Annotated in this window: 22 protein-coding genes; 9 read left to right on the top strand and 13 right to left on the bottom strand. The window is 66.5% G+C overall.

Annotated features, from left to right (window positions below; genetic code table 11):
• Nucleotides 1-7: 7 nt before the first annotated feature.
• The gene (locus tag NYR55_RS12740) at nt 8-811 is read right to left on the bottom strand and encodes an outer membrane protein assembly factor BamD (protein ID WP_260021885.1); all 804 of its coding nucleotides are present in this window, start codon (nt 809-811) and stop codon (nt 8-10) included.
• A 133-nt stretch (nt 812-944) separates the two neighbouring features.
• On the opposite strand from NYR55_RS12740, the gene NYR55_RS12735 reads away from it, so the two are divergent.
• Nucleotides 945-1,769: a class I mannose-6-phosphate isomerase gene (locus NYR55_RS12735; RefSeq protein ID WP_260021884.1), complete on the top strand. Its 825-nt coding sequence runs from the start codon at nt 945-947 to the stop codon at nt 1,767-1,769.
• A 4-nt stretch (nt 1,770-1,773) separates the two neighbouring features.
• Here NYR55_RS12735 and NYR55_RS12730 read toward each other — a convergent pair whose 3' ends face one another.
• Together NYR55_RS12730 and NYR55_RS12725 are read right to left on the bottom strand one after the other, a co-directional pair.
• Complete coding sequence (locus NYR55_RS12730) at nt 1,774-1,995, bottom strand: hypothetical protein (RefSeq protein WP_260022377.1); 222 nt, start codon at nt 1,993-1,995, stop codon at nt 1,774-1,776.
• A 50-nt stretch (nt 1,996-2,045) separates the two neighbouring features.
• Nucleotides 2,046-2,660 (bottom strand): heme-binding protein, encoded by a 615-nt coding sequence (locus NYR55_RS12725; RefSeq protein WP_260021883.1) that lies wholly within the window; start codon nt 2,658-2,660, stop codon nt 2,046-2,048.
• Between the two features lie 168 nt (nt 2,661-2,828).
• On the opposite strand from NYR55_RS12725, the gene NYR55_RS12720 reads away from it, so the two are divergent.
• Nucleotides 2,829-3,545, top strand: a complete 717-nt coding sequence (locus NYR55_RS12720; RefSeq protein WP_260021881.1) for a hypothetical protein — start codon at nt 2,829-2,831, stop codon at nt 3,543-3,545.
• Nucleotides 3,546-3,569: 24 nt separating this feature from the next.
• Here the strand turns inward: NYR55_RS12720 and mgrA are convergent, their stop codons facing one another.
• The 5 genes from mgrA to NYR55_RS12695 all read right to left on the bottom strand — a co-directional run bounded on the left by mgrA (nt 3,570) and on the right by NYR55_RS12695 (nt 7,855).
• Complete coding sequence (gene mgrA, locus NYR55_RS12715) at nt 3,570-4,631, bottom strand: L-glyceraldehyde 3-phosphate reductase (RefSeq protein ID WP_260021879.1); 1,062 nt, start codon at nt 4,629-4,631, stop codon at nt 3,570-3,572.
• Nucleotides 4,632-4,766: 135 nt separating this feature from the next.
• On the bottom strand, nt 4,767-4,949 hold the full coding sequence (locus NYR55_RS12710; protein ID WP_260021878.1) for a DUF1508 domain-containing protein: 183 nt from the start codon (nt 4,947-4,949) through the stop codon (nt 4,767-4,769).
• A 72-nt stretch (nt 4,950-5,021) separates the two neighbouring features.
• Nucleotides 5,022-5,702, bottom strand: coding sequence for a hypothetical protein (locus NYR55_RS12705; RefSeq protein ID WP_260021877.1), 681 nt, complete (start codon nt 5,700-5,702; stop codon nt 5,022-5,024).
• A gap of 99 nt (nt 5,703-5,801) precedes the next feature.
• Nucleotides 5,802-6,911: an FAD-binding oxidoreductase gene (locus tag NYR55_RS12700; RefSeq protein WP_260021876.1), complete on the bottom strand. Its 1,110-nt coding sequence runs from the start codon at nt 6,909-6,911 to the stop codon at nt 5,802-5,804.
• Nucleotides 6,908-7,855, bottom strand: a complete 948-nt coding sequence (locus NYR55_RS12695) for an alpha/beta hydrolase (RefSeq protein WP_260021875.1) — start codon at nt 7,853-7,855, stop codon at nt 6,908-6,910. The genes NYR55_RS12700 and NYR55_RS12695 overlap by 4 nt, the downstream gene beginning before the upstream one ends.
• Nucleotides 7,856-7,904: 49 nt before the next feature.
• On the opposite strand from NYR55_RS12695, the gene NYR55_RS12690 reads away from it, so the two are divergent.
• From NYR55_RS12690 to NYR55_RS12660, 7 genes are all read left to right on the top strand, one after another.
• Nucleotides 7,905-8,375: a prepilin peptidase gene (locus tag NYR55_RS12690; protein WP_260021874.1), complete on the top strand. Its 471-nt coding sequence runs from the start codon at nt 7,905-7,907 to the stop codon at nt 8,373-8,375.
• A gap of 52 nt (nt 8,376-8,427) precedes the next feature.
• Complete coding sequence (gene cpaB, locus NYR55_RS12685) at nt 8,428-9,480, top strand: Flp pilus assembly protein CpaB (RefSeq protein ID WP_260021873.1); 1,053 nt, start codon at nt 8,428-8,430, stop codon at nt 9,478-9,480.
• Nucleotides 9,480-11,120 carry a type II and III secretion system protein family protein gene (locus NYR55_RS12680; RefSeq protein WP_260021871.1) on the top strand — a complete coding sequence of 547 codons (1,641 nt, stop codon included), beginning with the start codon at nt 9,480-9,482 and terminating at the stop codon, nt 11,118-11,120. Before cpaB ends, NYR55_RS12680 begins: the two co-directional genes overlap by 1 nt.
• 20 nt (nt 11,121-11,140) lie before the next feature.
• The gene (locus NYR55_RS12675; RefSeq protein WP_260021869.1) at nt 11,141-11,773 is read left to right on the top strand and encodes a CpaD family pilus assembly protein; all 633 of its coding nucleotides are present in this window, start codon (nt 11,141-11,143) and stop codon (nt 11,771-11,773) included.
• Nucleotides 11,773-13,086, top strand: coding sequence for a pilus assembly protein CpaE (locus tag NYR55_RS12670; protein ID WP_260021868.1), 1,314 nt, complete (start codon nt 11,773-11,775; stop codon nt 13,084-13,086). The genes NYR55_RS12675 and NYR55_RS12670 overlap by 1 nt, the downstream gene beginning before the upstream one ends.
• A 63-nt stretch (nt 13,087-13,149) precedes the next feature.
• Complete coding sequence (locus tag NYR55_RS12665; RefSeq protein WP_260021867.1) at nt 13,150-14,127, top strand: type II secretion system F family protein; 978 nt, start codon at nt 13,150-13,152, stop codon at nt 14,125-14,127.
• 13 nt (nt 14,128-14,140) lie between these two features.
• Nucleotides 14,141-15,136 (top strand): type II secretion system F family protein, encoded by a 996-nt coding sequence (locus tag NYR55_RS12660; RefSeq protein WP_260022376.1) that lies wholly within the window; start codon nt 14,141-14,143, stop codon nt 15,134-15,136.
• A 90-nt stretch (nt 15,137-15,226) separates the two neighbouring features.
• Here the strand turns inward: NYR55_RS12660 and NYR55_RS12655 are convergent, their stop codons facing one another.
• The 5 genes from NYR55_RS12655 to NYR55_RS12635 form a co-directional block, all read right to left on the bottom strand.
• Complete coding sequence (locus NYR55_RS12655; RefSeq protein WP_260021866.1) at nt 15,227-15,421, bottom strand: hypothetical protein; 195 nt, start codon at nt 15,419-15,421, stop codon at nt 15,227-15,229.
• A complete protein-coding gene (gene ppdK, locus NYR55_RS12650) occupies nt 15,418-18,078 on the bottom strand; it encodes a pyruvate, phosphate dikinase (protein WP_260021865.1) in 2,661 nt (886 codons plus the stop codon). The genes NYR55_RS12655 and ppdK overlap by 4 nt, the downstream gene beginning before the upstream one ends.
• Nucleotides 18,079-18,225: 147 nt before the next feature.
• A complete protein-coding gene (gene glyS / locus NYR55_RS12645; RefSeq protein WP_260021864.1) occupies nt 18,226-20,463 on the bottom strand; it encodes a glycine--tRNA ligase subunit beta in 2,238 nt (745 codons plus the stop codon).
• The gene (locus NYR55_RS12640; RefSeq protein WP_260022375.1) at nt 20,460-21,326 is read right to left on the bottom strand and encodes a glycine--tRNA ligase subunit alpha; all 867 of its coding nucleotides are present in this window, start codon (nt 21,324-21,326) and stop codon (nt 20,460-20,462) included. Before NYR55_RS12640 ends, glyS begins: the two co-directional genes overlap by 4 nt.
• A 119-nt stretch (nt 21,327-21,445) precedes the next feature.
• The gene (locus NYR55_RS12635) at nt 21,446-23,842 is read right to left on the bottom strand and encodes a ligase-associated DNA damage response DEXH box helicase (RefSeq protein WP_260022374.1); all 2,397 of its coding nucleotides are present in this window, start codon (nt 23,840-23,842) and stop codon (nt 21,446-21,448) included.
• Nucleotides 23,843-23,997: the final 155 nt, after the last annotated feature.

Genomic DNA, 23,997 nt, shown 5'->3' with positions numbered 1-23,997 from the left:
CGGCGGATCAGCTGCCGCGCGCCGCCGTCACCGGCGCATCGGGCACATTTTCGCGCACCAGCGAATAGGCGCGCTCATACCATTCGGTACCGGGATAATTGGCGCCAAGCACGGCGGCGGTCTTCACCGCTTCGGGCCGCAGCCCCAGCGCCAGGTAACATTCGGTCAGCCGCATCAGCGCCTCTGGCGCATGGCTGGTCGTCTGAAACTCGTCGACGACCTTGCGGAACCGGATGGTGCCCGACAGCCACTGGCCGCGCTGCTGATAATAACGGCCGACTTCCATTTCCTTGCCGGCCAGGTGATCGCGCACCAGATCCTGCTTCAACCGCGCATCGGCGGCATAGCGGCTGGTGGGATAGCGGCGGATCAGCTCGCCCAGCGCGCTCAGCGCCTGATCGGTGATCTTCTGGTCGCGCTGCACGTCGGAAATCTGTTCGTAATAGCTCAGCGCGATCAGATAATAGGCATAGGGCGCATCGCGGTTGCCCGGATGGATCGCCAGAAACCGCTGAGCGCCCTGAATCGCCTTGGTATAATCCTGATCCAGATAATAGCTGAATGCCCCCATCAGCTGTGCCCGGCGCGCCCATACGGAATAAGGGTGCTGCCGCTCCACCTCGTCGAACAGCGCGGCGGCCAGCTTGTACTGGTTGCGGTCCAGCCGCTGCTTGGCGGTGGAATACAACGTGCCCACGTCGCGCGCGATATAGGGCGTGTCGGCATTGCCGGTCGTCTTGCTGCACGCGCTGGTGAGGACAAGCGCGCCAAGCGCCACGGCGGAAAGGGGGCGGAACGGGAACAGGGCCATGGCGGGTGTGTAGCGAAGCGTCGCCGCCGCTACCAACGATTTTTGATGCCCGCTTGCCGCAATGCGGCGCAATGGGGCATCAGGCGTTGGTGAACCGGCACCGCAGCCGACAGGTAACACAGGATCATCGTCCATGCCCGCAACTCGCCTGACCACGCATCGCGTCGAAAAGCCCTGGGGCCGCCACACGCTGTGGCCCTGCTTTGCCGATCCGGCCCCGGACGGCGATCCGGTCGGCGAAATCTGGTTTCAGACGCCGGACGGCGATCAGCCGGACCTGCTGATCAAATATCTGTTCACCAGCGAAAAACTGTCGGTTCAGGTGCATCCGAACGATGGTCAGGCACAGGCACGCGGCCATGCGCGCGGCAAGGATGAGGCTTGGATCATCCTGGCCGCCGAACCCGATTCGACCATCGCGCTCGGCACGCTGGCCCCGATGACCAGCGATGAACTGCGCGCCGCATCGCTGGACGGGTCGATCGAACATCTGCTCGACTGGAAACCGGTCAAGGCGGGCGACTATTTCTATTCTGAGGCGGGGACCGTCCATGCCATCGGCGCGGGCATCACGCTGGTCGAGGTGCAGCAGAATGTCGACCTGACCTATCGCCTCTATGATTATGGCCGCCCGCGCGAGCTTCACCTGGACGATGGCGTCGCGGTGTCCGTGCCCCGCCCGTTCGAGGCACTGCCCGCCCCCGGCCGCGTCGCGCCGGACCGCGAATTGCTGGCCGAGGGGCCGAAATTCGTGCTGGAACGCTGGCCGGGCGGCACGCGCGAAGTCACCCTGCCCGATGGCGTGACCGGCTGGTTCGTGCCCGTCACCGGCACCGGCACGGCGGGCGATGTCGCGTGGCAGGCGGGCGAATGTCTGACCTTCACCGGGGCCACCCGGCTGACGGCCAGCGACGATGCCGTGCTTTACTTCGCCTATCCGGGCAACCGGCGCATCTGACGGATCAGAAGACGCCGCCGCCCAGGATCAGGCGCAACGTCCCGATCGCCAGCACCACCAGGTTCAGGTTCCGGCCGCCATTGCGGTCGGACAGCGCGCCGATGCCCGCCCCGATCACGGCCAGGGGCAGGAACAGCCAGTTGGCCCAGCCCAGCAGCGGGAAAAACGCGATGGCGACCAGTACCAGGGTCACGATCCCGATCAGGATGGATAGTAAATTCAGCATCGCCTGCGCCTCCCGTTCCGCGCCATGATCGCGCAACGCGGCGGCGGGGTCTAGTCCGCCAGCGCGATCAGCACCTCGTTCCGGCGCAGCAGCCCGGGAACGAAGGGCGCGTTATAGAATGCGTGCTCTGCCGGGCCGGCGGGGACCAGGCCGCGATCATAGACCCACCGGCGCAGCCGCGCTTCCTGATCGGCCAGCACCGCGTCGTCCGCCACGCCGGAAAACCGCACCGCCGCCACGCGCCGCGCGGGCAGCGTGGCAATGCTTACCCCGGCCTGCGGCGTCGGGGCCGCTTCGGCGGAATAGCGGGCCGGCAGCACGAACCGGGTGCGCCACGCGCCCTGATCGGTGTCGCTCAGCACGGGCGCGGTCATCGCGATCTTTTCGCCCGGCCGTTCCTTGGCAAAGATGTAATCGGCCAGCATCCCGAACCCGCGCCGCAACGACGGCTCCCGCATCCCGTACTGGCGCGTTTCGGCCACCACCAGCGGGGGATAGGCGCGGATGCTGAACGCGCCATCGGCGGTGATCGTCTGATATTCCGGCTGTTCGCCGCTGCTGGCCAGGCGCTTGGCAGCGACCGCCGCTGCGCCCACGGCCAGCGCGCCCGCGCCGATCCACAGCCAGTGGTTGGTCCCCTGCTTTTCCATCGCCCGCGTTGCCATGATGATCTCCTTGAATGTTCGATACGTTCAAAACATGGGGGTCGCCCGGTCGCCGGCAATGGCACGGCGGCGGCATCTGCCGCGCTTTGCTGCCGCACCGTCCCGGCAATAGGACGGATCCTTAACCATTCCGGGCCATGAACGCGGCAGACCCCATGGAGTTGCGCGATGCGTGCCGCCCTGTCGTTTGCCCTGCCACTGTTGCTTGCCGCTGCGCTGGCCGCGTGCGGGGGTGCGTCGCCCGATGCCGCACGCACCGAAGCCGCCGGCGCGCTGCTCGACACCGCCGCCACGCCCGACCCGGTGATCGCCGCCGCGCTTGAAGAACCGATCATGGTCGATCCCTCGCTGGCGTCGCAGGCGAATGGCGATGCGATCCGCCCCCCGGCCGAACCCTATGCCGCGCCGGTCGCGCCCGATTTCGTCGCCGCCCGTCCGGCCGGTCCTGCGGAACGGCTGACCAGTGCGCCGCGCCCCGATGCCTGCCCCCGCTGCGCCGCCATCGCGGCCAGCGAGACGCTGACCATGCTGGCCGATGCAGCGGCGATGAAGCCGTGCGGCCCGCTGGCCCCGTCGGCCCGCTGGGCCGCTCGCCTGCCGGCCGATCTGCCGCTCCACCCCGCTGCCGCGGTGGCTGAGGCGGCGGGCATCGACGGCCCGTCCTGCCGGGTGCGTGCCGTCAGCTATTCGACGCCTGTCCCGGCCGCCACGATGATCGACTGGATCTATGCCCGCGCACAGCAGGCCGGCTTTGCCCCGCGCCACGAAAGCGACGGGACGCAGCACCTGCTGATCGGCAAACAGCGCGACGGCACCGCCTTTACCGCGCGGATCACCGCGCGCGGGGCCGATGCCAGCGATGTCGACCTGATCGTCGATCGCTGACCCCGGCCCCGTCGCGGCAGCGCATCAGGCGGCAGGCAGTTCGCGCACCGTGCTCGACACCTTCCAGTGATCGATCGCGCCCTCGCTGGCCCATGGATCGATTGCCGCCAGGTCTGCTTCGCTGAACGCAAGGTTGTTGACCGCATCCAGCGAATTGTCGAGCTGCTCCACCGTCCGCGCCCCGATCAGCGCGCTGGTCACGCGCGGATCGCGCAGCACCCATGCAATCGCCATCTGTGCCAGCGTCTGGCCCCGCGCCGCCGCAATCTCATTGAGCTTGCGGATGCGGGTCAGATTATCCTCGTTCAGCATATCCTCGCCAATCGAACCCGAACGGCGGATGCGGGCATCGTCGGGAATGCCGTTCAGATATTTGTTGCTCAGCATCCCCTGCGCCAGCGGGGAAAAGGCGATGCAGCCGGTGCCAAGCTGCTCCAGCGTGTCCAGCAGCTCATCCTCGATCCACCGGTTCAGCATGGAATAGCTCGGCTGATGAATCAGCAGCGGCACCTTGTGCTCTTTCAGGATCGCCGCCGCCTGCCGGGTCAGTTCGGGGGAATAGCTGGAAATGCCGACATACAGCGCCTTACCCTGTTGGTGCAGGCTGGCCAGCGCGCCCATCGTCTCTTCCAGCGGGGTCGTGGGATCGACCCGGTGGGAATAAAAGATGTCGACATAGTCCAGGCCCATTCGCTTCAGGCTCTGGTCGCACGACGCAATCAGATATTTGCGGCTGCCCCCGATCCCGCCATAGGGGCCGGGCCACATGTCCCACCCCGCCTTGGACGAGATGATCAGCTCATCGCGATGCGCGGCCAGGTCCTTGGCCAGCACGCGGCCGAAATTCTCCTCGGCCGATCCAAAGGGTGGGCCGTAATTATTGGCCAGGTCGAAATGCGTGACGCCCCGGTCGAACGCCCGGCGGATCATCGCCCGGCCGGTTTCGAACACGTCGGTGCCGCCGAAATTCTGCCACAGGCCCAGGCTGATCGCGGGCAGGTCAAGCCCGCTGACGCCGCACCGGCGATAGGGCATCCGGCCGTCATACCGGCCCTGTTCCGCGGTGTAGGGGATTTCGAACGACATGGGGAACACTCCAGCGGGGGAAACTCGCCCGCTTCTTTAGCCCAGCGTCCCCCGCCGCGTCACCCCTTCGTCCGGTTGAAGGGGTTCACGCCCGTTCCCCGACACCGGCCGGGGAACGGCGCGCTCCGGCGCGGATCAATCCGCCGAATGATCCTCGACCTCGGCGGCGGGGCCATTCTTCAGGATCGATTCGATGGCATTCTTGGCCGATGCCTTGCTGCTATAGCCTTCGGTCCAGAAAATCGTTTCGGCGTTGTATTTGAACTTCGCAACGAACTCGCCGGCCTTGTTCTTCTCGATCACGAACTTGTGCGCCATGTCAGCCTCCTCTCGGGTGAGTCCCGATGATTGCAGCTTATCGTGGCCGAAACGAAATCCAACCGGATGTTGCTATCGCCTGGGCGCAGGGTTCCGCCACGGGACAGGCGCGGCGCTCGGCTTCCAGCACGGCTCCAGCGTCTGCGCCAGCAGTACCGCCGCTTCACCCGGCGATCCTTTGAATGCCGCCCCGGAATAGCGCACGGCGTGCAGAAAGGTCGGGATGTCCACCGTCACCTTGTCCGCGTGAAGCGCCAGCGGCGGAAAATCGTCGCTGGGCAACAGGGGGTTGGGCGATGGCCAGCGCACTTCGGCCATCGCCTTCAGGGCATCCATCGCGCCCGGACAGGCGGTCAGGTCCGCCTCCACCCAGTCCAGCCCCGCCTTGTCCAGTCGGTCGGCGACCTCCGCCTCGGTCCTGGCACCCTCCAGCGCCGCGACCAGCGCCATGCCGCGCCAGCGGGGCCGCTCCGCCCCCTCGGCCGGAACCGGGGCACGCACCATCCGCGCGATCCGCTGCTTGAAACAGGGCGGCAGGCGCGGCTCCGCCTGGCATCCGTTGCGGATCGTCAGCGACCAGACCGGGAAATCATAATCATCGCCGCGATAGGTGACGCGCATCAGGTCCTGTGCGCTTTCGAACGTGAAATATCGCGCCGGATCGAACGCCAGCCGGTTGATCGCCGCCTTGACGTCGAACGGCTCCGCCTGCTGCGCGGTGGCCGGCATCATGGCCGCAAGTCCAAGGGTCAAGGCAATCGCGATACGCATCACTCACCTCCGGTGGGCGTCGGACAGGATAAGCAGGCTATCGCAAGCCCCCGTCACCGGCAACGGGATGCGGAAACGGGATCAGGTCAGGCCGAACCGCGACGGATGATATCGCTCTGCCTCGATCCCCGCGATGGCGGGGTCGGGCGGCATGGACAACAGCTGCGACGATGCGATCATCGCGGCGGCCGGTGCGGTCTGGATGCCAAACCCGCCCTGTCCGGCGAACCAGTAGAAATCGGTGACGCGCGGGTCGAACCCGTACACCGGCAACCGGTCGGGGGCAAAGCTGCGCAGGCCGGCCCATTTGCGCTCCACCGCCTCGATCCGCCAGTCAACCGCCTGTTCGAACCGGTCGATCGCGATGGCCACGTCCAGCTCCTCCGGCGCGGCATCGCGCGGATCGTCCGGCACCTCGTCATGCGGCGACAACCAGATGCGCCCGCCCGCTTCCGGCTTGAAATAGAACTGGTCGCTCGCATCGCGGATCAGCGGCATGTCCATCGGCGCGGGCGGATCGACGCGCAACTGCACCATCGTCCGGCGATAGGGGCGGATGCCCACCGGGGTCACGCCCGCTATGCGCGCCACCTCATCGGCCCAGGCACCGGCCGCGTTGACCAGCAGGTCCGCCTCGAACGCGCCGCCCCGCGTTTCCAGCCGCCACCCGCTGCGCGCCCGCTCCAGCGCCGCCAGCGTCGCCACGCGCACCCCGCCCCGCCGGGCAACGCCCAGGCACTGGCCGTGCAGCGCGCCGACATCAATGTCCATGCAGGTCGGCTCGGTCACCGCCAGCGTCCATTCCGGCCGCAATCCCGGCACCACGCCGCGCGGATCGGTCCAGGTCAGCGGCACGCCAGTGCCGGCGAAACTGGCCATGAACGCATCCAGCGCGGGCCGGTCCTGTTCCCGCCCGATGAACAATTCGCCCCGGTCCTTCAGGAAACTGGTGCCGCCAAACGCTTCCGGCGGGGATGCCAGCCACGGGCCGGACGCGGTGGTCAGGGGCTGGATGCCCGGCCCGCCATAGCTTTCGGACCAGAAGGCGGCGGACCGCCCCGTCGCATGATATCCCGGCTGCTCCTCCGCCTCCAGCAACAGGACGCGGGCATGGGGCGCCAGGAACGCGGCCAGGCTGGCCCCGGCAATGCCTGCGCCGACGATGGCGATGTCGAACCGGTCGGAACTCATGCGGGCGCGCGCGCCTCCAGGAACAGGTCGATTTCGGCCAGCGCGCGGTTGCGCACGGCATCCGACTCGCGCAGCAGCTCATGCGCCGCCTCCGCTCCGAACCGGACGATGCGCGCATCGGGCATCCGCTCGCCAATGGCAATGGCCGTGCGCGGATCGACCAGCGCATCGGCATCCGCGACCAGCATCAGCGTCGGTACAGCCATGCCCGCCACCCGCGGATCATGGCGCATCGCGTTGGTCGACCGGAGCGCTTCCGCCACCCAATGCCAGCTTGGCGGGCCGGTCACCAGCTCGGGCTGCGCTGCCTGCCACCACAGCTCGTCGGCATATCGGTCGGGATCGTGGGTCAGCAATTCGGCGCGGGTATCGGTGGTAAAGGGCCGCTCATTCCCCTTCCACGCGCGGCGTTCGGGCGGTCCGATGCGGCCCATCGCCCGCGCGATCCGCTCGCCCAGCCACGGCCCGAACGGCCCTTTCAGGCCCAGCATCGGCGCGATCAGGATGGCGGCATCCGGCCGGGCCGCCCCCTCCAGCATCGCCCGCAGCAACAGGTGCCCGCCCATCGAATGGCCGATGACGATATGCGGGCCCGGCACCGCGCCCCGCCATTCAGCGTGAAAGGCACGGAAGTCAGCGATATACTGCGCAAAATCGTCGATATGCCCACAATGGGGATCGCGGGTCAGCCGTCCCGATCCGCCCTGCCCCCGCCAATCGAACGCCGTGATCGTCCAGCCGCGGCTGTGCCAATGGCCGAACGCCTCCAGATATTTTTCGATGATGTCGCCCCGCCCGCCCTGAAACAGGATCGACCCGCGCGGCGTGCTGCTCGCCGGCTGGGGCCAAGCAAAGCAGCGCAGCGTCCATCCGTCGGGCGCTGACCACCGGGTGATCCGGGCGTCGTCGGGGATCGCGCGTCGGGCATATGCGGCATGGGCCATGGCCGCTGGTTACGTTTTGATAAGCCATCCCGTCTAGAGCTGAAGCGTTATGGGGGAATACGCACCGCTCGTTCTGGTGGGCATCTTGCTCTTGTTCCTGGTCTCGGCCGGGATCGAGGATCTGCAAAGGCGCGAGATCGCGAACTGGAAAAATGGCGGCGTCGCGCTGCTGGCCGTGCCGTGGTGGTTTGCGATCGGCCTTGATCCCTGGCCCGACATGGCGATCCAGCTGGCGCTGGGCTTCGGCACGCTGTTCCTGTTCTGGTTCGCCTTTCATCTGGGGATGATGGGCGGCGGCGATGTCAAGATGATCGCCGCGCTTGCCCTTTGGCTGCCGGTGGGCGCGCTCGTCTGGATGCTGGTGCTCATGTCGATCTTTGGCGGCGTGCTGACGCTGATCATGGTGATCGACCATTGGCGGCTGAAACGCGAGGGCCGGCCGGAAATTCCCTATGGGGTCGCGATCGCTGCAGCGACCCTGATGATCCTTAGTGAACCAAATTTTTACCATTTTGGGTGACTGATCGGACCGGGAAAAATCCCGGACCGGCATCGGAAAGGCTGCTTGCGTCATGGACGGACGGAAAATCATGCTTCTGGTGGGCGCGCTGATCGTCGCGGCGCTCACTGCATTTCTGGCGCGCAGCCTGATTCTCGGATCGGCCGCGCCTCAGGCGACGGCCAGCATCGGCCTTACTGCCCCGCAACCGGCCCCGGTCACCGGGCCAAAGGTGCTGGTGGCGACCAAGGCACTGCCGGTCGGCACGATCCTCGATGCCTCCGCCATGAAGTTTCAACCCTGGCCCGCTGAACTGGTCGAGGGTGCCTATTTCGTCGAAGGCCCGGAAACCGACCTTGCCAAGCTGCAGGGCACGGTCGTGCGCTTCGCCATTCCGGCGGGTCAGCCGATCGCGCAGGGCGCGCTGGTCAAGCCGGGCGATCGCGGCTTCCTGGCCGCTGCGCTTGGCCCGGGCATGCGCGCCGTCACCGTGCCGGTGTCCGCACAAAGCGCGGTTGCCGGATTCGTCTTTCCGGGCGACCGGGTCGACCTGGTGCTGACCCAGTCGGTTCCCGGCGGCGGCGATGGCCCGCCGCTGAAGGTTTCGGAAACCGTGCTGCGCAACCTGCGCGTGCTGGCCACCGACCAGAGCACGGACAAGGAAACCGACGACAAGGGCAATACCGTCGTCAACACCTATTCCTCGGTCACGGTCGAGGCGACGCCCACGATCGCCGAGAAAATCGCCGTTGCCCAGACGCTGGGCACCCTGTCGCTGTCGCTGCGCTCGATCGCCGACAATGCGGGCGAGCTTGAGGAAGCGATCGCCAATGGCGACATCGATGTGCCGCAGTCCAACGATCCCAAGGCGGAAAAGGCCATGCTGGCCCGCGCCGCCAGCCGGCCGATCGAGGGCAAGGCAACCTTTTCCACCGGTGCCGACGTGTCGCGCTTCCAGCGCAGCTCGGTGCCTGGAAAGCCCGCGACCGAAGGGGCTTCCGCTGCTGCGGCCCCGCCTCCCCAGTCCAGCTTCCCCGGCGGCGCGCCCGCCGTGGTGCGGGGGCCGGTGGTGCGTGTCGCTCGCGGCAACAACGTGACCGAAGTTCCGGTCGGGGGGACCAAGTAATGGGATACGTCGTCAACGCCGCGCGGGGGGCCGTCAGCATCGTCGCCCTTGCCGCCACGATCGTCGCGCCTGTCGCCGCGCCGCTCGCCGCCCAGTCCGTCGCCGCCACGCCTGACGTGGTTCAGGTGCCGACCGGTCAGGGCCGGATGGTCACGCTGGCTGCGCCCATGTCCGACCTATTCGTCGCCAATGACGCGGTCGCCGATGTGCAGGTCCGCTCGCCGACACAGATCTATCTGTTCGGCAAGGCGCCGGGCCAGACCACGGTCTATGCCACCAACAAGGCAGGCCGCGTCGTCTATTCCGCCACGATCCGCGTGGGCAACAACATCACCAGCGTTGCCGAAATGCTGGCGGTCACCATGCCTGATGCGCAGATCACGGCCACCGCGATGAACGGCGTCATGCTGCTCACCGGCACGGTCAAACATCCCAACGACGTTGCGGAGGCGGAACGGCTGGTCAAAGCCTATATCGGCGAAGGGACTCAGGTGCTCTCGCGGCTCAACACCGCAACACCGCTTCAGGTCAACCTGCAGGTGAAGATCGCCGAGGTGAACCGCAACTTTGCCAAGAATATCGGCATGAATCTGACAACCATCGACAGCACCGGCGGGTTCAAGTTTGGCATTGGTAGCGGACGCAATCCCGCAGCCAGTTACAATCTCGACCCGCGTCTGGGTCTTGGTGTCGGTAGCGCGCCGGAAAGCGTCATCCCGAGCCCGATCGACGGCACGCCAACACTGACTCCCGGCACCAATATTAGCCAGGGCAGCCAGCGAACAACAATCGGCGGACTGACCAAGTTTCTCGGTCTGGACATCCTTGGTGCGCTCGACCTGGGAGAAATCAACGGCCAGGTGACTACGTTGGCTAACCCGAATCTGACCGCTTTGTCAGGCGAAACGTCGAGCTTCCTGGCTGGCGGCGAAATTCCAATTCTTGTCAACCAAGGGCTGGGCGCAGTAGCGGTCGAATACAAACAATATGGTGTCAGCCTGACCTATACTCCGACCGTCCTGTCGGACGGGCGTATCTCACTCCGTGTGCGGCCCGAAGTATCGCAGCTGACGTCCGCGGGTTCCGTGACGATCGGCGGCACGCAGATCCCAGCGCTGACGACACGGCGCGCCGAGACGACGGTGGAACTTGGATCCGGCCAGTCGATGATGATCGGTGGGCTTATGCAAAACACCCACAATAACCTGATCGACAAAACGCCTGGGGCTGGCGACATCCCGATCATCGGCTCGCTGTTCCGGTCGAACGCGTTTCAACGGAACGAAACCGAACTTGTGATCGTGGTGACCCCGTATCTGGTCAAACCGGTAAACAACATGGCGGACATCCATCTGCCGACCGACGGGATCAAGGCGCCGACCGATCTGGGCCGCGTGCTGCTGGGTCAGCTGTCGACCGGCGATGGCGCCCCGCGCCCGGTGCCGACCATGGCGCAGGGCGGCGGCGAACCGGCCATCGGTGCCCAGGCAACGCCTGCGCCCAACGCCGCGCTGCCCGCCGGCCCCGGCCTGCCCCCGGCCTTTCCGGTGCAGCGCAACGTTCAGCCCGCCCAGGGTCCGGCAAAGCCCGCCAAGGGCCGCCCGGTTTCCGCCGCTCCCGGCTTCACCGCCGCGAATTGATGCCAGAAGGGATCGTTACCATGTTCAAGCCTTCATCATTCCGGACACAGGCGGCGATTGCGGCGCTGGTGCTGCTTGCGGGCTGCAACGATGCGACGCGCGGCCTTGAATCGGTCAATCAGCCGGTCGTGACCCGCGCGGATTACGCCTTTGACGTGGCAACCGGCCCGTCGGGACTGGCATCGGGCGAAATCGACCGGCTGGACGGCTGGATGCGCACGCTTCAGGTGGCCTATGGCGACCGCGTCGCGCTGGATGACCCCAGCGGCGATCCGGGCGTGCGCGCCCAGGTGTCGGCTCAGGCACAACGCTATGGCCTGTTCGTCGAAACGGTCGCGCCGGTGACCACCGGTGCGGTCACGCCCGGCACGGCTCGAATCGTTGTCAGCCGGTTCAGCGCCAGTGTGCCGAACTGCCCCAATTTCCGCGATTTCGACGCAACCAATGGCGATGGCCACACCCATCCCAACCATGGCTGCGCGATCAACGGCAACCTCGCCTCCATGATCGCCAACCCGGCCGATCTGGTGCGCGGTCAGCCGGGCAGCGGCACGACCGATCCGGCGATCGCGGCCAAGGCCATCGAAACCTATCGCAAGGCGCCATCGACCGGCGCGGCCGGGCTCAAGAACGAATCCACGGGGGGCAAGTAATGAACGCGCCATGGAATCCCGCACGCGCGGGCAATCGCGATCCCTTCGTGGCCTTTGTGTGTGACGAAACCACCGCAGAGGCGCTGCGCCCCGTCGCCATCGAAATGGGCTGGCCGCCGGAAAAGGTGAACAAGGGCGGGCTGCGCAACGCGGTCCAGACGCTGTCGGTTTCCGCCAGCCCCAACGTCCTGTTCGTCGACCTGTCGGAAAGCGGCGATCCGCTGAACGACATCAACGCGCTTGCCGAAGTATGCGAACCCGGCACCGTCGTTATCGCGGCGGGCCAGGTGAACGATGTGCGCCTGTACCGCGATCTGGTGGCCAGCGGCATTCAGGATTACCTGCTGAAACCGCTGAACCCCGATATGCTGCGCGATGCCTTTGCCTCGGCTCAGGCGATCCTGTCGGCCCCGAAAGCGGCGGAACCGACCGAGGATCGGCCGCATTGCAGCCTGGCGGTGATCGGCACGCGCGGCGGCACCGGCGCGTCCACGCTGGCCACGTCGCTGGCATGGCTGCTCAGTGAAAAGCTGGGCCGCACCACCGCGATGCTCGATCTCGACGTGCATTTCGGCACGGGTGCGCTGGCGCTGGATCTTGAGCCCGGCCGCGGCCTGACCGACGCCATCGAAAACCCCAGCCGTATCGACGGCCTGTTCATCGAACGCGCGATGGTCCGCGCCAGCGACCGGCTGGCCGTGCTGTCGGCCGAAGCGCCGATCAACACGCCGATGCTGACCGATGGCGGCGCCTTTTATCAGCTTCAGGAGGAAATGCGCTCGGCGTTCGAATGCACCGTCATCGATCTGCCGCGCGGCATGCTGGTCCAGCATCCGCACCTGCTGACCGACGTTCAGATGGCGGTGGTGGTGACGGAATTCACCCTGGCGGCCGCACGCGATGCCATCCGCATCCTGTCCTGGTTCAAATCCAACGCGCCGCAGACGCAGATGGTGATCGTCGCCAACCGTGTTCAGCCCGCCGCGCAGCTGGAGATCAGCCGCAAGGATTTCGAACAGTCGATCGAGCGCAAGGTCGATTTCGTCGTGCCGTTCGATCAGAAACTGGCCGCCAACGCCGCCAAGCTGGGCAAGTCGCTGGCGGAGGCGGGCAAGGGCGGCAAGACCGCGGCACCGCTTGTCGAACTGGCCACGCACATCACCCGCGTGACCGATGCCGGCGCCGAAGCGGAGCCGGCACCGGGCAAGGGCAAGGCACGGGCAAAGGATGCCAAGGGCGGCGCCGGCGGCACCGGCACCTCGCTGCTGGGCAAGCTGGTCGCGCTGAAGGGCAAGAAAAAGACCGCCGCCTGAACGGCGGACTCCCCCGGTTCCGGCACAGGCGCGCCGGGGCTGGGCAACGGACGGGAATGACGCATGAACGCAATGCCGATCATCGTGCTTGGGGCCGGAATGGCGCTCATGCTGCTGCTTGTCGTGCTTGCCTTCAGCGGGCCGTCGGCGGCACGGGCCAGTTCCCGCCGCGTGGCGGGGCTTCGCGCCCGCCATGCCGGCTTCGTGCCCGAAAAGGCGATGGAAGCGCAGATGCGCAAGATCGCCAATGTCGGCGCGACGCGCATGGACCTGGCCGTCAGCCGCTTCCTGCCGCGTCCGGCAGAGCTGAACAAGCGCCTGGCGATGACGGGCAAGAAATGGACCGTCGGCCAATATGGCATGGTGACCGCCGGGCTGCTGGTCGTCGTCACCGCGCTGGCCTGGCTTCAGGGGCTGCCGATCCTGCTGGCGCTGTTCCTCGGCCTGTTCGTGGGGGCCGGCCTGCCGCACTTTGCGGTTGGTTTCGTCATCAAGCGCCGCGTGACCAAGTTCAACGCCAAGTTTCCCGATGCCATCGAACTGCTGGTCCGCGGCCTGCGCTCCGGTCTGCCGATCACCGAGACGATCGGCGTCGTGGGCCAGGAGCTGGACGGCCCGGTGGGTGAGGAATTTCGCGCCGTCGCCGACAAGATGAAGATCGGCAAGACGATGGATCAGGCGCTTCAGGAAACGTCCGACCGCCTTGGCACGCCGGAATTCCAGTTCTTTGTCATCACCATCGCGATCCAGCGGGAAACCGGCGGTAACCTGGCCGAAACGCTGGCGAACCTTGCCACCGTGCTGCGCCAGCGGATGCAGATGAAGCTGAAGATCAAGGCGATGTCGTCGGAATCAAAGGCATCGGCCTATATCGTCGGCTCCCTGCCCTTCATCGTGTTCGGCCTCATCTACATGATTTCGGGCGATTACATGCAGCGGTTCTTTGTCGACGAACGGTTGATCATCGCCGGGCTTGGCGGCCTGTGCTGGATGTCCATCGGGGCCTTTATCATGGCCAAGATGGTCAGCTTCGAGATTTGAGGGCGCAGCGATGATGGATCCCAACACCTCGCCGACCATTCTGGGCGTCGACATCTACCTTGTCGCCACCTTCCTGTCGGGCATTGCCGCAGTGGCCGTTCTGGTCGCCATCTATGCCGCCACCACGGTGCGCGATCCGATGGCCAAGCGGGTCAAGGCGCTGACCGAACGGCGCGAACAGCTGAAGGCGGGCATCACCGCCTCCACGTCCAAGCGCCGCGCCAAGCTGGTGCAAAAGCACGAGACGGCGGACCGGATCAAGGCGCTGCTCTCCGGGCTGAAGGTGCTGCAGGACGATCAGGTCAAGGTCGCGCAACGCCGCCTGCTTCAGGCCGGTATCCGGACCAAGGAATGGGCACCCGCCATCATCTTCGGCCGCCTGGTGCTGCCGATCGTGCTGGGCGGCACGGCCGTGTATCTGGTCTATGGCACCCAAGCCTTTTCCGACTGGTCGCCGCTCAAGGCCTATGGCCTGGTCGCCATCACCTTTATCGGTTCCTACAAGGCGCCGGACATCTGGCTGAAGAACAAGATCACGAAACGGTCCGACGCGATCCGAAAGGGGCTGCCGGATGCGCTCGACCTGCTGGTCATCTGCGCCGAAGCCGGTCTGACCGTCGATGCCGCCTTTCACCGCGTGGCAAAGGAACTGGGCCGCGCCTATCCCGAACTGGGCGAGGAATTCAGCCTGACCGCGATCGAGCTGGGCTTCCTGACCGACCGGCGGCAGGCGTTCGAAAACCTGGCCATGCGCATCGATCTGGATGCGGTAAAGGGCGTGGTGACCACCATGATCCAGACCGAGAAATACGGCACCCCGCTTGCGTCGGCGCTGCGCGTGCTGTCGGCCGAATTCCGAAACGAACGCATGATGCGGGCCGAGGAAAAGGCCGCGCGCCTGCCCGCGATCATGACGATCCCGCTGATCCTGTTCATCCTGCCGGTGCTGTTCGTCGTCATCCTTGGCCCGGCGGCCTGCTCGATCAACGATGCGCTGCTCAGCAACTGATCGGTCGGGCGCCGTCCCGTGCGGGGGCGGCACCCGCCGGGATGAGCCCGGCCGTCATTGCGAGCGGGGACGATTGCCCCGCTTAGTCGTTCAGAACGGCAGCAGTTCCGGCCCACCCGGCCAGATCAGATCCTCGGTCCAGTCGATCGTCGCGACCAGCGCCGTCGCGATCACCGCCACGAACGCCACCTGCAGCAACAATACCGCCGCCCAGAAAAAGAACGGGTGCAGGCCATAGATGCGGTCATATCCGCCGCGCGTCACATTGGGCTGTGGCTCGCTCATCGCTTCAGCGCCGCCTGTGCCGCGGCCAGCCGCGCAATCGGCACGCGGTACGGGCTGGCCGACACATAATCCAGGCCCAGCGTCTCGCAGAACGCGATGCTCGCCGGATCGCCGCCATGCTCGCCGCAAATGCCCAGCTTCACGTCGGGCCGCGTCGCCCGCCCGCGCTCTGCGGCCAGTTCGATCAGCTGGCCGACCCCTTCGATGTCCAGCGATACGAACGGATCGCGCGCATAAATGCCCTTGTCGACATATACGCCCAGGAACCGGGCGGCATCGTCGCGGCTGACGCCCAGCGTCGTCTGAGTAAGGTCGTTGGTGCCAAAGCTGAAAAATTCGCCCACCTCGGCGATTTCCCCGGCCTTCAGCGCCGCACGCGGCAGCTCGATCATCGTACCGACCAGATACTCGACCCGCGCCCCCGCCTCGGCAAAGACGGCCTCGGCCACCCGGTCGACCACCGCCTTCATCAATTCCAGCTCGCGCCGCGTCGCGACCAGCGGGATCATCACTTCCGGGATCGGCGCGGCGCCCGACTTTTGCGCCACCGCCAGCGCCGCCTCGAAAATCGCGCGCGCCTGCATTTCGTAGATTTCGGGATAGGTAACGCCCAGCCTGCACCCGCGATGGCCCAGCATCGGGTTCACCTCGTGCAGTTCGGCCGCGCGCCGCTTCAGCGCCTCGATCCCCACGCCCGCCGCCTCGGCCACATCGGCAAATTCGGATTCCTCGTGCGGCAGAAACTCGTGCAGCGGCGGATCGAGCAGCCGGATGGTAACGGGCAGGCCCGCCATCACCTCGAAAATCTCGATGAAATCCGCCCGCTGTTCGGGCAACAGCTTGTCCAGCGCGGCCCGGCGGCCCTTTTCGTCCTCGGCCAGGATCATCTGGCGCACCGCGGTGATCCGCGCGCCGTCAAAGAACATATGCTCGGTGCGGCACAGGCCGACGCCCTCCGCCCCGAAATCGCGCGCGGTGCGGCAATCCAGCGGCGTTTCGGCGTTCGCCCGCACCTTCAGCCGGCGGACCCGGTCCGCCCACACCATCAACGTGCCGAAATCCCCGGCCAGTTCGGGCTGGATCGTCGGCACCTCGCCCGCCATCACTTCGCCGGTCGCGCCGTCGATGGTGATGGTGTCGCCTTCCTTCACCTCGCGGCCGCCCACCCGCATCATCCGCGCCTTGGTGTCGATCTGCAGCGCGCCCGCGCCGGACACGCACGGCCGGCCCATGCCGCGCGCGACCACGGCGGCATGGCTGGTCATCCCGCCCCGCGCGGTCAGGATGCCGCGCGCCGCGTGCATCCCGTGAATATCCTCCGGGCTGGTTTCGATGCGGACCAGGATGACGTTCTCGCCCAGCGCCGCGTGCCGTTCCGCCGTGTCGGCATCGAACACCACCGTGCCGCTTGCCGCGCCGGGCGATGCGGGCAGCCCCTTGGTCAGCACGTCGCGCGGTGCCGCCGGGTCCAGCGTCGGGTGCAGCAACTGGTCCAGCGCCGACGGGTCGACGCGCGCCACCGCCTCCGCCTCGGTAATCAGCCCTTCATTGGCCATGTCCACCGCGATCTTCAGCGCCGCCTTGGCCGTGCGCTTGCCCGACCGGGTCTGTAGCATCCACAGCTTGCCGCGCTCCACGGTGAACTCGATATCCTGCATGTCGCGGTAATGCCGTTCCAGCAGGTCGAACACCGATGCCAGCTCGGCATAGGTTTCGGGCATCGCCTCTTCCATCGACAGCGGCTTGGCCCCCGCGCCCTCGCGCGCTGCCCTGGTCAGATATTGCGGTGTGCGGATCCCCGCCACCACATCCTCGCCCTGCGCGTTGATCAGGAATTCGCCATAATAGGCATTGTGCCCCGTCGACGGATCGCGCGTGAACGCAACGCCCGTGGCCGATGTGTCGCCCATGTTGCCGAACACCATCGCCTGCACATTGACCGCGGTGCCCCAGTCGCCGGGAATGTCATTGAGGCGGCGATAGACCTTGGCCCGTTCCGACTGCCACGATCCGAACACCGCGCCGATGGCGCCCCACAACTGGTCGTGCACGTCCTGCGGGAACGGCTTGCCCCACATCTCCTCGACCAGGGCCTTGTATTCGGCCACCAGCTTCTTCCAGTCCGCCGCCGACAGGTCGGTGTCCAGGTAAAAGCCGTTATCCTCCTTGGCGATCTCCAGCGCCTCCTCGAACCGGCCATGGTCCAGGCCAAGGACGACGTCGGAATACATCTGGATAAACCGGCGATAGCTGTCCCAGGCAAAGCGTTCATCGCCGCTCGTCGCCGCCAGCCCCTCGACCGTCTGGTCATTCAGGCCCAGGTTCAGCACCGTGTCCATCATGCCCGGCATCGACACGCGCGCGCCCGAACGGACGGATACCAGCAGCGGATCGGCCGGATTGCCGAACGTCTTGCCCGTCACCCCCTCGATATGGGCGATGCCGCCCTTGACCTCTGCCTTCACGCTGTCGGGAAACTGCTCGCCATTGTCGTAATAGACCGCGCACATCGGCGTGCCGATGGTAAAGCCGGGCGGAACAGGCAGGCCGATGGACGCCATCTCGGCCAGGTTCGCGCCCTTGCCGCCCAGCAGGTTCTTGTCCCCCTTGCCGCCATCCGACACGCCGCCGCCAAAGCGATACACATATTGGGTCATCTGCTTGTTCCTGCCCCTTGTTCTGGTCGGCACCGCGCGGTTGCGCCGCTCTGGTCCATCGTCGCTTTCACGCCCCTTCACCAGAGCTTGCATTCGTATGCAATGATTTTGTTGCGTCGCAGCGGGACACCACGACCAATGATATCGCTATCCCTCGATCCGGCTGAAGTCGGCGACGGCGTGGACCGCATCCCGCATCCGCGCCAGCAGCGCCAGCCGCGCCGCGCGGATCGCCGGATCGGGGTCGTTGACGATCACATCGGTAAAGAACGTATCGATCGGCGCGCGCAGGCTGGCCAGCGCCGCCATCGCATCGCCAAACCGCTCCTCCGCCACCGCAGCCGCCGCCAGCGGCTCCGCCGCATCCAGCGCCGCGATCAGCGCGGCTTCGGCCGGTGCAGGCGACGGATTGGTCCCCGCACCTTCCGGCACGCCGCCCTCCTTCTTCAGGATGTTCGCCGCGCGCTTGTATCCCGCCAGCAGGTTCGCCCCATCCTCGGTCCCCATAAACGCCTGCAGCGCATGGACACGGGCCAGCAACCGGACGAGATCATCCTCCCCGCCCAACGCGAACACCGCGTCGATCAGATCGTGCCGGACGCCGGCTTCGCGCTGCTGGACCTTGAGGCGGTCGGCGAAGAACCAAACCAAACCGGCATCGCCAGTCGCAATCTCATTCAGAAGAATGCCATCTAATTCATCTCGCCGCGCTTGCCGTTCGCCATCCGTCCTGCCTGACGCGATTACGTCGGTCATTGTCTCAAGCGAATCGTCAAGGCTAAACCGAATGTTGTTTGCCAGCACCGAGCGAATGACACTTAGCGCTGCACGACGAAGCGCAAAGGGATCTTTCGAGCCAGTTGGCTTCTCGCCAATGGCAAAGAAGCACATTAACGTATCCAGCTTGTCCGCCAGCGAAACTGCCACCGTCACCGGATCGGTGGGCACATCGTCGCCCTGCCCGACCGGCTTGTAATGGTCGCGGATCGCCGCTGCGACCGCGGGGTGCTCGCCCTGCGCGGCGGCGTAATATCCGCCCATCAGGCCTTGCAGTTCCGGAAACTCGCCGACCATCCCGGTGACCAGGTCCGCCTTGCACAGCCGCGCCGCCCGTTCGGCAAGGTCGGCCAGCTGTTCCTGGCTCAGCCCCTCCCCTTCAGGGGAGGGGTTGGGGTGGGGGCGCCCCACGGGCGATCCGGCTTGGGGGACACCCCCACCCCCGGCCCCTCCCCTGAAGGGGAGGGGTGAAGGACGGACGATCCCCTCCTCGCACAGCCAGCGGGCCAGCTTCGCCACGCGATCCACCTTGTCGGCCACCGTGCCCAGCTTTTCGTGGAACACGATCTTGGCCAGCTTTTCCGCCTGCTTCTCCAGCGGCACCTTCAGGTCGGTGTCGTAAAAGAACCGCGCATCGCTCAATCGCGCGGCCAGCACCTTCTGGTTGCCCTCGACGATCTTGGCCCCGCCATCGCTCGCCGTGATGTTCGCGGTGCACACGAACGCATTGGCCAGCTTGCCATCCGTATCGGCACAAACGAAATACTTCTGATTAACCCGTGCGGTTAGCTGAATGACCTCCGGCGGCACGTCCAGAAACGCCGGATCGAACCGGCCGATCAGCGGCACCGGCCATTCGGTCAGGCCCGCATTCTCCGCGACCAGCCCCTCATCCTCGATCAGGGTCAGGCCAGCCTCCGACGCCAGTTCTGCGGCGCGCGCGCGGATCATCGCCCGGCGCTCGTCCTGATCGACGATGACATGGGCAGCGCGCAGTGCCTCCGCATAATCCTGCGCCGACCCGATGGTAACCACGCCGTCATGGTGAAACCGGTGGCCCATCGTCTCACGGCCCGACCGGATGCCCGCCACCTCGCAATCGACCACGGCATCCCCGAACAGCGCGACGATCCCCTGCAACGGGCGCACCCAGCGAAGGCTTTCGGTCGAGACCGACGCCGCGCCCCAGCGCATCGACTTGGGCCACGGGAATGCGCGGACGATCGCCGGGATCGCCTCGGCCAGCAGGTCAGCGGTCGGCCGCCCCGCCCGTTCGATCACCGCGAACAGCGTCGCCCGCCCCTTCACGTCCCGCGTCTCCAGCGCGTCGCGGGTCAGCCCCGCCTTGCGCAGGAACCCCTCGACTGCAGCGTCGGGCGCATCGGCGGGCGGGCCTTTCAGCTCCTCGCTCAGCGCGGCCGTCGCCTCCGGCAAGTCCCGCGCGATCAGCGTCAGGCGGCGCGGCGTGGCATAGGTGACGATGCCCCCGGCCTTCAGCCCCGCCTTCTCCAGCTCGGCGACGAACAGCTTTTCCAGATCGGCCCGCGCGCGATCCTGCATCCGCGCCGGGATTTCCTCCGACCGCAGCTCCAGCAGAAAATCGGTCACAGCGTCCACTCCGGAAACTGCGCCTGCCATTCTGGCATCATGTGCTTGATGTGCGCCTCGCAGCTGCCCTTGGCCAGATCGCGGACCCGGCCGATATAGGCCTGACGCTCCGCCACGCTTATGACGCCGCGCGCCTGCAACAGGTTGAACAGGTGGCTCGCCTCGATCGCCTGTTCATAAGCCGCGATGGGCACATTGTGGGTCAGGCAGTTCTCGCATTCGGCCACCGCCTTGCGAAATCCCTCGAACAGTGTCTCGGTGTCCGCCACCTCGAAATTATATTTCGACATCTGGCGCTCGTTTTCCAGGAACACCTCGCCATAGGTCACGCCCGCGTCGTTGAACGCCAGGTCATACACGCTGTCGACATTCTGGATGTACATGGCCAGCCGCTCCAGACCATAGGTCAGCTCGCCCGCCACCGGCTTGCAGTCGAACCCGCCCATCTGCTGGAAATAGGTGAACTGCGTCACCTCCATCCCGTCGCACCACACTTCCCAGCCCAGGCCCCATGCGCCCAGCGTCGGGCTTTCCCAGTCATCCTCGACGAACCGGATATCGTGCCTGAGCGGGTCGATGCCGATTTCGGACAGCGACCCCAGATACAGTTCCTGCAGGTTTTCCGGGCTGGGCTTCAGGATCACCTGATACTGGTAATAATGCTGCAACCGGTTGGGGTTTTCGCCATAGCGGCCATCGGTCGGGCGGCGGCACGGCTGGACGAACGCGGCATTCCACGGCTCCGGCCCCAGCGCGCGCAGCGTCGTTGCGGTGTGAAACGTGCCTGCCCCCATGCGCATGTCATAGGGTTGCAGGATAAGGCATCCGTGACGGCTCCAGTAATCGTGGAGCGTCAGGATCATGCGCTGGAAACTGAGCGGCTGTGCCAAGGCTGGGGTCCATTCGCGAACGGCGGAAAATGTCCCGCGCCGCTTAGGGCCATGGGGCCTTCCCGGTCAATGACTGCCGCCGCGCCCGTGCCTTACGCCATCGCCTCGGCCGCCAGCGCCTCCGCCTCGATCAGCAGTTCGTCGTCCACCGATCCCTGCGCCACGCTCTCCCGCCCGATCAGGACGATGACCGGCACGGCCAGCGGGCTGATCCGGTCCAGTTCGACGTGCAGCATCGTGCCCGCCGCCCGGTCTAGCAGGTCGGCCAGCCGCCCGACATCGGTCATCCGCGCCCGCGCATCCGCCCATGCCGCCTGCAGCAGCAGGTGCCCCGGCTCGTACCGGCGCAGCACGTCGTAGATCAGGTCGGTGGAAAACGTCACCTGCCGCCCCGTCTTGCGCTTGCCCGGCAACTGCCGCTCGACCAGCCCGCCGATCACCGCCACTTCGCGGAACGCCCGCTTCAGCAGCGAGGACCCCTGCACCCAGTCGACAAATTCCTCCTCCAGGATATCGCGCGAAAACAGCGCGGCGGGATCGGTGATCGGCTCCAGCCCATAACAGGCCAGCGCATAATCATTGGACACGAAGCCCAGCGGCTTCAGCCCCTGTGCCTCCATCCGCCGGGTGATCAGCATCCCCAGCGACTGGTGCGCGTTCCACCCCTCGAAACTATAGGCGACCATATAATGCCGCCCCTCCCGCGGAAAGGTTTCGACCAGCAATTCGCCGGGTTCGGGCAGCCGCGATCGCCGCTGCTGCATCTCCAGCCATTCGCGCACATCGGCGGGAAAGCGCGCCCATTCCGCAGGCTCATGCAGGAAATGGCGGACCCGGTTGGCCAGGTTGGTGGACAGCGGCATCCGCGCGCCGACATAGGTGGGGATGCGCGCCGGCCGGCTGGTCGCCCGCACGATCAGCTCGGCAGCGTCCATCCGCTCCACCTCCAGGCTGATTCCGGCAAAGAAGAACGTGTCGCCGGGGCTGAGCGACGCAGCGAAATATTCCTCCACCGTGCCCAGCTTGCGCCCGTTCTTGAACCGCACGTCCAGCACGGGGGCATCGACGATGATCCCGGCATTCAGCCGGTGCTGCGCCACGAACTGCGGATGGCTGACCCGCCACAGGCCGTCCTTGCCCCCCAGCGACTTGTCGAGGATCAGCCGCTTGAACCGGTCATAGGCGCGCAGGGAATAGCCGCCATCGGCGATGAACCCCAGCACCCGGTCGAACGTCTCTGCATCCAGCCCGGAATAGGGCAGCGCCGACTGCACCTCGCGCAGCATCTGTGCAGCATCGAACGGCGCGGCGCACGCGCACGCCATCAGATGCTGGGCCAGCACATCCAGCCCGCCGGGGCGAAAGATATCGGGGTCCAGCTCGCCGTCGCGCACCGCATCCAGCGCCGCCCGCGCCTCCAGATATTCGAACCGGTTGCCCGGCACCAGCACCGCCTCCGATGGTTCGTCCAGCCGGTGATTGGCCCGCCCGATCCGCTGCAACAGGCGCGACGACCCCTTGGGCGCGCCCATCTGAATGACGCAATCGACATTGCCCCAATCGACGCCCAGGTCCAGGCTGGCCGTGGCGACCAGCGCGCGCAGTTCGCCGCGCGCCATCGCTTCCTCCACCTTGCGCCGCGCCTCGATCGACAGGCTGCCGTGATGCACCCCGATCGGCAGCTTCAGCTCGTTGACCTTCCACAACTCCTGAAAGATCAGCTCGGCCAGACCGCGGGTGTTGCAGAACACGATGCTGGTTTCGTGCGTCTCGATCTCCGCCATCACCTGCGGCGCGGCATATCGCCCCGAATGGCCGGACCATGGCACCCGCCCCTCGGGCAACAGGATGGCGATGTCCGGCTCCGCCCCCTCAACCCCGGCGACCAGGTCAACCGCGTCGATATCGCCATCCGGGGCCAGCCAGGCGCGATACCCGTCGGGATCGGCGACCGTGGCGGACAGCGCCACCCGCCGCGCATCGGGCGCAATCGCCTGCAATCGGCTCATCGCGAGAGACAACAGGTCGCCGCGCTTGCCGGTGGCGAACGCATGAACCTCATCGACGATGATGGTCTTCAGGCCCGCCAGCAATTCGAAACTGTCGGGATAGCTGATCAGCAAACTCAGCGATTCCGGCGTGGTCAGCAATATCTGCGGCGGCCGCGCCCGCTGCCGCGCCTTGCGGTCGCTGGGCGTATCGCCGGTCCGCGTCTCCACCCGGATCGGCAGGGCCATGTCCTCGATCGGCGCCAGCAGATTGCGCCGCACATCCACCGCCAGCGCCTTTAGCGGACTGATATAGAGGGTATGCAGCCCCACCGCAGGCGCGCGGATCAGGTCGTCCAGCACCGGCAGGAACCCCGCCATGGTCTTGCCCGCCCCCGTTGGCGCGACCAGCAGCGCGTGCCGCCCCGCCCGCGCCGATGCCAGCATCCGCAACTGATGGTCCCGCACCCCCCATCCCCGCGATGCGAACCAGTCGGTCAGGATGGGGGATAGGTCGCTCACCCGCCCAATGTGGCCCCTTCCCCCCGCTTCGCCAATCCCCGCGCTCACCCATGCGGGCTGCAAGAAGAAGCCCTCACCCTTCCGGCGCTGACGCGCCTACCTCCCTCTCCCGCCTGCGGGAGAGGGAAGGGGCC

This window comes from Sphingomonas sp. BGYR3 (genome assembly GCF_025153455.1).
Classification (GTDB): domain Bacteria; phylum Pseudomonadota; class Alphaproteobacteria; order Sphingomonadales; family Sphingomonadaceae; genus Sphingomonas.
The sequence above is the reverse complement of the archived record's forward strand: the minus strand, read 5'-3'. Positions and strand labels throughout refer to the sequence as shown.